Annotated in this window: 9 protein-coding genes; 3 read left to right on the top strand and 6 right to left on the bottom strand. The window is 74.6% G+C overall.

The annotated features are described in order from the left end of the window. The first annotated feature begins 247 nt into the window (after positions 1–247). Positions 248–793, top strand: coding sequence for a signal peptidase I (lepB, locus tag ACFV4N_RS35950; protein WP_499677128.1), 546 nt, complete (start codon positions 248–250; stop codon positions 791–793). Here the strand turns inward: lepB and ACFV4N_RS35945 are convergent. Beyond that, positions 780–1,253, bottom strand: a complete 474-nt coding sequence (locus ACFV4N_RS35945) for a GNAT family N-acetyltransferase (protein ID WP_499677127.1) — start codon at positions 1,251–1,253, stop codon at positions 780–782. The genes lepB and ACFV4N_RS35945 overlap by 14 nt on opposite strands. A gap of 186 nt (positions 1,254–1,439) precedes the next feature. Between ACFV4N_RS35945 and ACFV4N_RS35940 the strand changes: the two genes are divergently transcribed. Next, complete coding sequence (locus ACFV4N_RS35940; protein WP_499677126.1) at positions 1,440–1,955, top strand: NlpC/P60 family protein; 516 nt, start codon at positions 1,440–1,442, stop codon at positions 1,953–1,955. 58 nt (positions 1,956–2,013) lie between these two features. On the opposite strand, the gene ACFV4N_RS35935 is transcribed toward ACFV4N_RS35940, so the two are convergent. From ACFV4N_RS35935 to cysD, 4 genes are all read right to left on the bottom strand, one after another. Next, positions 2,014–2,955, bottom strand: coding sequence for an AAA family ATPase (locus ACFV4N_RS35935; RefSeq protein WP_499677125.1), 942 nt, complete (start codon positions 2,953–2,955; stop codon positions 2,014–2,016). A 77-nt stretch (positions 2,956–3,032) separates the two neighbouring features. Then, a complete protein-coding gene (locus tag ACFV4N_RS35930; RefSeq protein WP_499677124.1) occupies positions 3,033–3,836 on the bottom strand; it encodes an inositol monophosphatase family protein in 804 nt (267 codons plus the stop codon). 17 nt (positions 3,837–3,853) lie between these two features. Beyond that, complete coding sequence (gene cysC, locus ACFV4N_RS35925) at positions 3,854–5,695, bottom strand: adenylyl-sulfate kinase (RefSeq protein ID WP_499677123.1); 1,842 nt, start codon at positions 5,693–5,695, stop codon at positions 3,854–3,856. Further along, positions 5,695–6,726 (bottom strand): sulfate adenylyltransferase subunit CysD, encoded by a 1,032-nt coding sequence (cysD, locus tag ACFV4N_RS35920; protein WP_499677122.1) that lies wholly within the window; start codon positions 6,724–6,726, stop codon positions 5,695–5,697. Before cysD ends, cysC begins: the two co-directional genes overlap by 1 nt. Positions 6,727–6,862: 136 nt before the next feature. Between cysD and ACFV4N_RS35915 the strand changes: the two genes are divergently transcribed. Beyond that, the gene (locus ACFV4N_RS35915) at positions 6,863–7,492 is read left to right on the top strand and encodes a GNAT family N-acetyltransferase (RefSeq protein WP_499677121.1); all 630 of its coding nucleotides are present in this window, start codon (positions 6,863–6,865) and stop codon (positions 7,490–7,492) included. 20 nt (positions 7,493–7,512) lie between these two features. On the opposite strand, the gene ACFV4N_RS35910 is transcribed toward ACFV4N_RS35915, so the two are convergent. Then, positions 7,513–8,124, bottom strand: coding sequence for a CGNR zinc finger domain-containing protein (locus ACFV4N_RS35910; RefSeq protein ID WP_499677120.1), 612 nt, complete (start codon positions 8,122–8,124; stop codon positions 7,513–7,515). Between the last annotated feature and the right edge of the window lie 45 nt (positions 8,125–8,169).

Here is an 8,169-nt window from a genome sequence, read left to right as displayed (position 1 = left end):
CGCCCCCGCGCGCGTTCCTGCGCGCCGGCGGCGGGGGGGCGCGCCCGTCCCCGGCCGCGCGGCGGGGGGGGGCGGGGGGCGCCGCGCCGCCCCCCCCCCCCCCCCACCACCCGGCGCCGGTCGACCGCACCGATCCCGCCATACCCCATTAGTGCGGTCTCGCCCCCTCGTGAGTTACCCTGCGTGAACTTCGGGTCTCCGCACCGGCGACCCGCGCAGCGGTCGGGGCCGGCGGGAGGAGCACCAGGTGCGCGGATGGCCCGTGGCCGCGCTGATCGGCGGCGGGGTGTCACTCCTGCTGGTCGCGGTGTTGGCGGCGATGGTGCTCTCGGCCCCGGTGTCGGGCGACGGGATGAACCCGAGCCTGCGCTCCGGCGATCGGGTGCTCGCCCTCGACGGCACTCCGGAGCGGTTCGACCTCGTCACTCTCCGCACCCGGGGCAACGTCACGGCGGTCCGGCGCGTCATCGGGCTGCCCGGCGACGAGGTGCGCATCACCGGCTCCCGGGTCCACGTGCGCCCGGTGGCGGGGGAGTGGCTGGCGGTGGCCCTCGACGGCGACCCCGGCGTGTGCTGCGCCGCCGACGGCCGGGGCGGGACGGACGCGGTCGCGGTGGTGCCGCCCGGCAGCTTCTTCGTGCTGGGCGACAACCCCGCCATGTCCACCGACTCCCGCGAGTACGGCTTCGTGCCCGCCTCGGACGTGACCGGGGTGGTGTGGCGGCGCATCTGGCCGCTGCCGGACTTCGGCGACGTCGCCCCGCCCGCGCCGACCACCGTCAGCGGTCCGTGAGGCGCAGCCTCAACACCACCTCGCCCTCGTCCAGCTCGCCGGTGGGCTCGAAGCCGAACGACCGGTAGAACGGCCACGGCTCGCCGTCGCCCGGCCGGTAGCTGGTGAGCAGCTCGGTCGCGCCGTCGGCCCGCACCAGGTCCACGACCCGCTCCAGCACCGCGCGGCCGATGCCGCGCCCCTGGTGGCGCGCGTCGACCAGCAGCCGCCACAGGTAGTACGGGCCGAGGATGCCGGGCGCCGGCGCCACGTCCCAGCTGAGCATCACGAACCCCACCGGCTCGTCGCCGTCGTACACCGCGCGGTACCACGGCGCGCCCTCCGGCGTGGCCGCCGCCTCGTCCAGCGAGTCGGCCACCGAGGCGACGAACCGCTCCTGGTCGGGGCGCACGCGCAAGGCGCGCACGGCGTCCCGGTTCTCGTCGGTGATCTCCCTCAGGTGCACGCCCGGCGACGTCATGTCGAGTCCTCCCCCGGTGGTCGGGTGACCAGGATGCCGTTCGCGGGGTCGCTCCGGAACCGGATATCCACGAGCACCCGGGCAGGTGGTTTGGGGCAAACCCGGACGGGTGGCGGGAAGCCCTTGGTCGCGACCGCGTCGCGGGTCCTCCCGGCCCGCGGCCGCACACCACGACCGGAGGGCACGATGACCACCCGCACCACCACGGCCGCCGTTCTCGCCTGCGCCGCGCTGCTCACCGCCCCGACCGCGCTCGCCGACGCGCCGGGCGCGCTCCGGGAGTGCGGCACGTACGCCGAGGACCGCTCGACGTCCCGCGACGAGGCCCTCGCCAGGGCGCAGACCTGGTTGGACCAGCGGGTGCCCTACAGCCAAGCCGCCTGCCACGAGAACGAGCACGGCAGCTACCGCACCGATTGCTCCGGGTTCGTCTCGCTGGCCTGGGGCCTGGACCGCTCCCGGCCGACGAGCGGCCTCGCCGAGGTCAGCCGCGAGATACCGCGCGAGGAGCTGATGCCGGGCGACGCGCTCAACAGCGCGGGCCACGTGGCGCTGTTCGTCCGCTGGGAGGACCAGGCGCGGACGCGACCGGTCGTGCGCGAGCACACCGGTCCCGACGGCGAGCCGGCGGTCGAGCGCTCGTGGTCGCCGGAGACCGCCGCCAGGTACACGCCGATCCGCTACGCCAAGATCGTCGGGTGAGGGCGGGCGGTCACCGGGACAGGGGGTCGCCGGGGTCGGGGGTCACCGGGCCGGGCGGTCACCGGGGTCGGGGGTCGCCGGGGCCGGGGTTCGCCGCACCCGGCGGTCCCACCGCCTCCAGCACCTTGAGCAGCGCGCTTCCCGGCGTCTCCACGGCGGAGTCGACGACCAGGTGCGGCTCGTCCCAGCTCTCCCACAGCGACTTCATGCGCAGCACGTGCTCCCACGACACGGTCGCGTGCCAGCCCGGGATGCCCCGTTCCCGGGCCTCGACCCGGCCGCGCTGGACCTCCTCGTCGGAGCACACGCACTCGACGCCCGTGAACGTGCCGCCCAGGCGCCCGGTGACCGACCGCAGCCGGTCGCGCAGCTCGCGGCGGTGCCCGGTCGCGTCCACGACCACGTCCAGGCCCAGCTGGAGCTGGCGGGCCAGCGACGCGACCAGGTTCGTCTCGGCCAGCGGCGCCGTGTTGTCCGGCCGCAGCGCGCCGAACGGGACCAGCGCGCCCAGCTGCCAGTCCATCGAGAACACCGGGGCGCGCAGCCGCCACGCCAGCGCCTCGGCGAGGGTGCTCTTGCCGGTGCCGGGCACGCCGGCCAGCAGCACCGCCACGGGCGGGCGCGCGGCGTCCTCGCGGTGGAGCGGTCGCACCGCCTCGTACTCGGCCTGCGCGCGGTCGGCCACCAGCAGTTGGAGCTCCTCGCGCACGCGCCCCAACCCGGAGCCGGTCGCCCGCGCCCAGCCCAGCACCAGGTGCTCGGGCCGCACGAGCACGTCGCCGAGCCGGTCCGACTCCAGCGACGCCGCCGCCGCCAGGTCGGCCCGCGCCACCGCGTCCGATGCCACCGCACCCGACGCGCCCGGACCCGGCCGCTCCAACCGTCCCAGCAGGTCGGCGGCGAGCCCGCCCGCGCGGGCCAGTGCGGCGAACAGGTCCCGGACCACCTCGCCGGTCCCGAGCGCGGCCTCGGCGGAGGGGCGCAGGGGGAGGTCGTCCACCCGCCCGAGGGTAGCGGGGGAGCGGGCCGCCCCCGCCGGGATCGGCCGACAGCCTGGCGCGTTCTCCGCCCCGGGCGTCAGCGACCGGGGCGCGGTGGTGGGTGGGTCAGGGCGCCGCGCGCCGCCGCGGTCGTGACGGCGGCGCGGGCGGTCGCCAGGGCGTCCAGCAGCGCCGGCGCGAGGTCGGGCCGGCAGATCAGCAGGTCCGGGATGCTCGCGTCCGGGTTGCCGTAGCCGAGCGGCGACCCGTCCACCCGCGACGCGTGCGCCCCGGCCGCCCGCGCCACCGCGACCGGCGCGGCGCTGTCCCACTCGTACTGGCCGCCGTCGTGCACGTACGCGTCCGCCGCGCCCGTGCACACCTCGACCGCCTTGACGCCCGCCGACCCCATCGGGACCAGGTCCACGTCCAGCACCTCGGCCAGGGCGTCGACCAGCGCCGGGCGGTGGCTGCGGCTCACCACCACCCGGGGGCGGGCGCGGCGTCGGGGTTCGGGCAGCGGCACGGGTTCCGCGGTGTCGTGCGTGCGGCCCGAGGCCAGGGCGACGGCGCCCGCCACGAGCGCGCCGCCGTCGGCCAGGGCGACGTGCACCGCCCAGTCGCCGCGTCCCCGGTCGCAGTACTCGCGGGTGCCGTCGAGCGGGTCCACGATCCACAGCCGGCCCGAGCGCCGCTCCTCCGGCACGCCGCCGCCCTCCTCGGACAGCACGGCGTCACCCGGCCGCCGGTCGCGCAGCGCCCCGACCAGGAGGGCGTGCGCCCGGCGGTCGCCCTCCCGGCCCAGGTCCGCGCCCTCCAGGTCGGTCCGCTCCCGGCGCAGGTCCCGCAACAGGTCGCGCGCCTCGCCGGCGAGCCGCCGGGCGAGCACGTGGTCGTCCACCGGTCGGCCCCCTCGCCTCACACGTCCAGCAACGCGCACAGCTCGTCCGTCGCGTCGTCGAGCGAACCGGAGCCGTCGACCACCAGGTCGGGGGCCTCCGGCGGCTCGTAGCCCTGCCCGACGCCCGTCATGTTCGGCAGCGTGCCGGCCTTCGCCTTGGCGTACAAGCCCTTCGGGTCGCGGCTCGCGCACACCTCCGCCGGCGTGTCCACCCAGACCTCGGCGAAGTCGCCCGGCTGGAACAGGCCCTTGGCCACCGCCCGGTCCGTCCGGAACGGCGAGACCAGCGCGACGATCACGACCAGGCCCGCGTCCAGCAGGAGTCGGCTCACCTCGGCCACCCGGCGCACGTTCTCCGCGCGGTCGCCCGGGGTGAACCCGAGGTCCTTGTTCAGTCCACTCCGGACGTTGTCGCCGTCGAGGACGTAGGTGTGCAGCCCCATGGCGTGCAGCCGCCGCTCCAGCGCGTCGGCGATCGTGGACTTGCCCGCGCCGGGCAGGCCGGTCAGCCACAGCACCTTGCCGCGCTGCGCCTTGAGCTGCTGCCTGGCGTCCCGGTCGACGGTGTAGGCGTGCGGGACGACGTTGCGGCCGCGCCGCAGCGCGTACCGCACCATGCCCGCCGCCACGGTCTCCTTGCTGGTCCGGTCCACCAGCAGGAAGCTGCCCGTGTCCCGGTGCTCCCGGTAGCCGTCCAGGCAGACCGGGGTGTCGGTGGTCAGCTCGACCGTGCCGATGTCGTTGAGGCCGAGGGTGCGCGAGGCGAGTTGCTTGCCGGACACCACGTCCAGCCTGTCGCGCACGGTGGTGACCACGGCGGGCACGGTCCGCGACCCGGCCAGCATCAGGTAGGAGCGGCCGTGCCGCAGCGGCTCCTCGGTCGTCCAGACCAGCGTGGCGGAGCACGCCCTCGCCGGGGACAGGCCGTTGCCGAGGGCGTCCGGCGTGGTCAGCAGGTCGCCGCGGCGGATGTCGACGTCGTCCGCCAGCGTCACCGTCACCGGGGTGCCGGGGCCGGCCCGGTCGAGGTCGCCGCCGCCGGGGCCGAGCACCCGCTCGATCTTCGACGCCACGCCGCTGCCGGCGACCGCGACGGCGTCGCCCGGCCGGACCTCGCCGCCGACCACCGTGCCCGCGAAACCGCGCAGGTCGTCCGCGCGGATCACGTACTGGACCGGCAGCCGGTAGGCGTTCCCGGCCGGCGCCGGCCCGTCGGCGGGTTCCCAGCCCGCCAGCGCGTCGAGCAGCGTCGGACCGTCGTACCAGGGCAGGTTCGGGGACGGGGCGACGACGTTGTCCCCGCCGAGCGCGCTGGCCGGTATCGCGGTCGCCGACACGTCCAGGGCGGACGCCGCCGCCAGCACCTCGTCCGCCAGCCGGTCGAACACCGCGCGGTCGTAGTCCACCGCGTCGAGCTTGTTGACCACCGCGATGACGGCCCGCACGCCCATCAGCGCGCAGATCGACAGGTGGCGGTGGGTCTGCTCGCGGACGCCCTTGGTGGCGTCGACGAGGAGCACCGCGACGTCCGCGGTGGACGCCGCCACCGCCATGTTGCGGGTGTACTGCTCGTGTCCCGGCGCGTCGGCGAGGATCACCCGACGCCCGGACGGCAGGTCCAGGAAGAGGTGGGCGACGTCGATGGTGATGCCCTGCTCGTGCTCCGCCTCCAACCCGTCGGTCAGCAGCGAGTAGTCCACCGTCCCGGCCGGGATGGTGGAACCGCCGCGCCTGGTCCGCCGCGCGTAGTCGAGCTGGTCCTCCGTGGCGCCGCCGGTCGCGGCGAGCAGTTGACCGATGAGGGTGGACTTGCCGTCGTCGACCGAGCCGCACGCGACCACCCGAAGCACCGAGACCATCAGAAGTACCCCTCCGATTTCTTGCTCTCCATGGACGTGCCGCCTTCGCCGTCGATCAGCCGGCCCGCGCGCTCGGACCGCCGGTCGAGCCGCATCTCGTCGATGATCTCGTCGACGTCCTCGGCCTTGGACTCGATGGCCGCGGTGAGCGGGTAGCAGCCGAGCGTGCGGAACCGGACGCGGCGCAGCTCCGGCTGCTCGCCGGGCTCCAGCGGGAAGCGCTCGTCGTCCACCATGACCAGGGAACCGTTGCGCTCGACGACCGGGCGCGGCGCGGCGAAGTACAGCGGCACCACGGGGATGCCCTCGCGCCTGATGTAGCGCCACACGTCCAGCTCGGTCCAGTTCGACAGCGGGAACACCCGCATCGTCTGGCCGTCGGCCAGCTCGGTGTTCGCCCGCCACCAGAACTCCGGGCGCTGCGAGCGCGGCTCCCAGCGGTGGCCCGGCTCGCGCAGGGAGAAGATCCTCTCCTTGGCGCGCGACCGCTCCTCGTCGCGCCGCGCGCCGCCGATCGCCGCGTCGAACCCGTTGTCGTCGAGCGCCTGGCGCAGCGCGACGGTCTTCATGATCCGGGTGTGCTCGTGCGGCCCGTGGGAGAACGGCGAGACCCGCTCCGGGTTGGTGTGCACCAGGAGGTCGAGCCCCAGCCTCTCGGCGGTCTCGTCCCGGAAGGCGATCATCTCGCGGAACTTCCAGCCGGTGTCGATGTGCAGCACGGGGAACGGCATGCGGCCGGGCGCGAACGCCTTGGCCGCCAGGTGCAGCAGCACCGAGGAGTCCTTGCCGATGGAGTACAGCAGCACCGGCCGGCGGAACGCCCCGGCGACCTCGCGCAGCACGTGGATCGCCTCGGCCTCCAGCACGTCCAATACGCTTTCTTCAGCCAAGTGTCGGCCCTCCGTCATCACTGTCGCAAATGGACTGAATTGCAGATGGGCTGATGAACCGATCGGACCAGGTGGTCCGGATGAGCTGTCTACAGGTTTTCCCAGGTTAGCACCGGGCAACACGAAATCGGGAACGATCATCGGCACCCCGAACCCCGTCGTCGGCGAATGGCTGGTTTATCGGTACGGCGCACTGGAAACCCGAAAAGAAGCCCGCGCAGGCGGGCCGTGACACTCGTGCACATCGAGCCCTCGACACCGGATTGGCGGTGCAGTGATGACCACCCGCAACGGTCGAAAAGCGTCCGACTCCCTGGCCGTCAAGGAGTTGTCCAAGGACACCTGGGAGGATTTCGAAGCGGTCATGGGGACGAACGGGGGAGCCCGCGGGTGCTGGTGCATGCACTGGCGGCTGTCCACCTCGGAGTGGATGGAGGGCAAGGGCGACGGGAACAAGGCGGCGATGAAACGCCTGACCAGGCGCGATCCGGCGCCCGGCGTGGTCGTCTACCGGGACGGCGAGCCGGTGGCGTGGTGCTCGCTCGGGCCGCGGGGCGCGTTCCCGAGGCTGGAGCGCTCACCCCTGCTCTCGGAAGTCGACGACCAGCCCGTCTGCTCGATCGCGTGCATTTACGTCCGCAAGGAGCACCGCGGCGGCGGATTGTTGTCGGACATCATCGACGCGGTGTGCGGACATGCGGCCACCCAGGGCTACAAGATCGCCGAAGGTTATCCGATCGAACCTGCGAAGGGAAAGCGCGCCGGTGCGGACACGGCGATGACCGGAATTGTCAGCGCATTTATCGACGCCGGTTTCTCGGAAGTGGCCCGCCCCCGCGACGACCGGCCGATCGTGCGGCGGGAGCTCCGCGCCGCCAAATCGAAATCGTCGAAATCCTCCAAGTGATCCGAGGGGGCCCGGGGAGGTCAGTCGGCGGCGCGTTCCACCTGGCGGTGCCGGCTGGCCTTCTCGCGATTCCCGCAGGTGCTCATGCTGCACCAGCGGCGACGTCCGCCCCGCGACGAGTCCAGGAACAGCCAGCCGCACCTCCCGCACGCCCTGACCCGGTCCGGCGGGAGGGTGAACAGCGCCTGGACCGCCAGCAGCGACAGCGCCTCGGGGATCGCACCGGGCGCCGCCCAGTCCGCGGTGACGCGGCCGGGGTCGGCGCCGACCTGCCGGACGCGCCCGGCCCGCACGCCCGCCCCCGCCCGTTCGAGGAGCGCGCCGAGGGGTTCGGCGGGCGCCGCCTCGCCGCGGGCGACCGCGCTGAACGCGGCCCACGCCTGCTCGCGCACCGCCCGGACCTCCGGCACGAGACCGCTCGCGGCCGACTTCGCCAGGCGGGGCGCCTCCTCGACCAGGCCCGCGGACGCGCACCACGTCAGGACGTCCGAGGGCGCCCGCAGCAGCTCGCCGCCCTCGACCGGGTGCGCCCGGTTGAACACGGTGTTCGCGAGGTCGAGGACCGGGTGGCCGCCGATGAAGTGGGCGTCCTGCCAGGGCGGTCGGGCCCCGGTGGCCGTGGGGGTGACCATGGAACCATCCTCTCTGGTTTTCCGGTGCCCGTCGACGGCCGGCGT

It is taken from the genome of Actinosynnema sp. NPDC059797, from assembly GCF_042732085.1.
Classification (GTDB): Bacteria; Actinomycetota; Actinomycetes; order Mycobacteriales; family Pseudonocardiaceae; genus Actinosynnema.
The sequence above is the reverse complement of the archived record's forward strand: the minus strand, read 5'-3'. Positions and strand labels throughout refer to the sequence as shown.

What these genes read in the sequence shown, in the direction of transcription:
- ACFV4N_RS35945 (WP_499677127.1), bottom strand. Translation starts at nt 1,253, where the DNA reads ATGACGTCGCCGGGCGTGCACCTGAGGGAGATCACCGACGAGAACCGG.
- ACFV4N_RS35940 (WP_499677126.1), top strand. Translation starts at nt 1,440, where the DNA reads ATGACCACCCGCACCACCACGGCCGCCGTTCTCGCCTGCGCCGCGCTG.
- cysC (WP_499677123.1), bottom strand. Translation starts at nt 5,695, where the DNA reads ATGGTCTCGGTGCTTCGGGTGGTCGCGTGCGGCTCGGTCGACGACGGC.
- cysD (WP_499677122.1), bottom strand. Translation starts at nt 6,726, where the DNA reads ATGATCGTTCCCGATTTCGTGTTGCCCGGTGCTAACCTGGGAAAACCT.
- ACFV4N_RS35915 (WP_499677121.1), top strand. Translation starts at nt 6,863, where the DNA reads ATGACCACCCGCAACGGTCGAAAAGCGTCCGACTCCCTGGCCGTCAAG.
- ACFV4N_RS35910 (WP_499677120.1), bottom strand. Translation starts at nt 8,124, where the DNA reads ATGGTCACCCCCACGGCCACCGGGGCCCGACCGCCCTGGCAGGACGCC.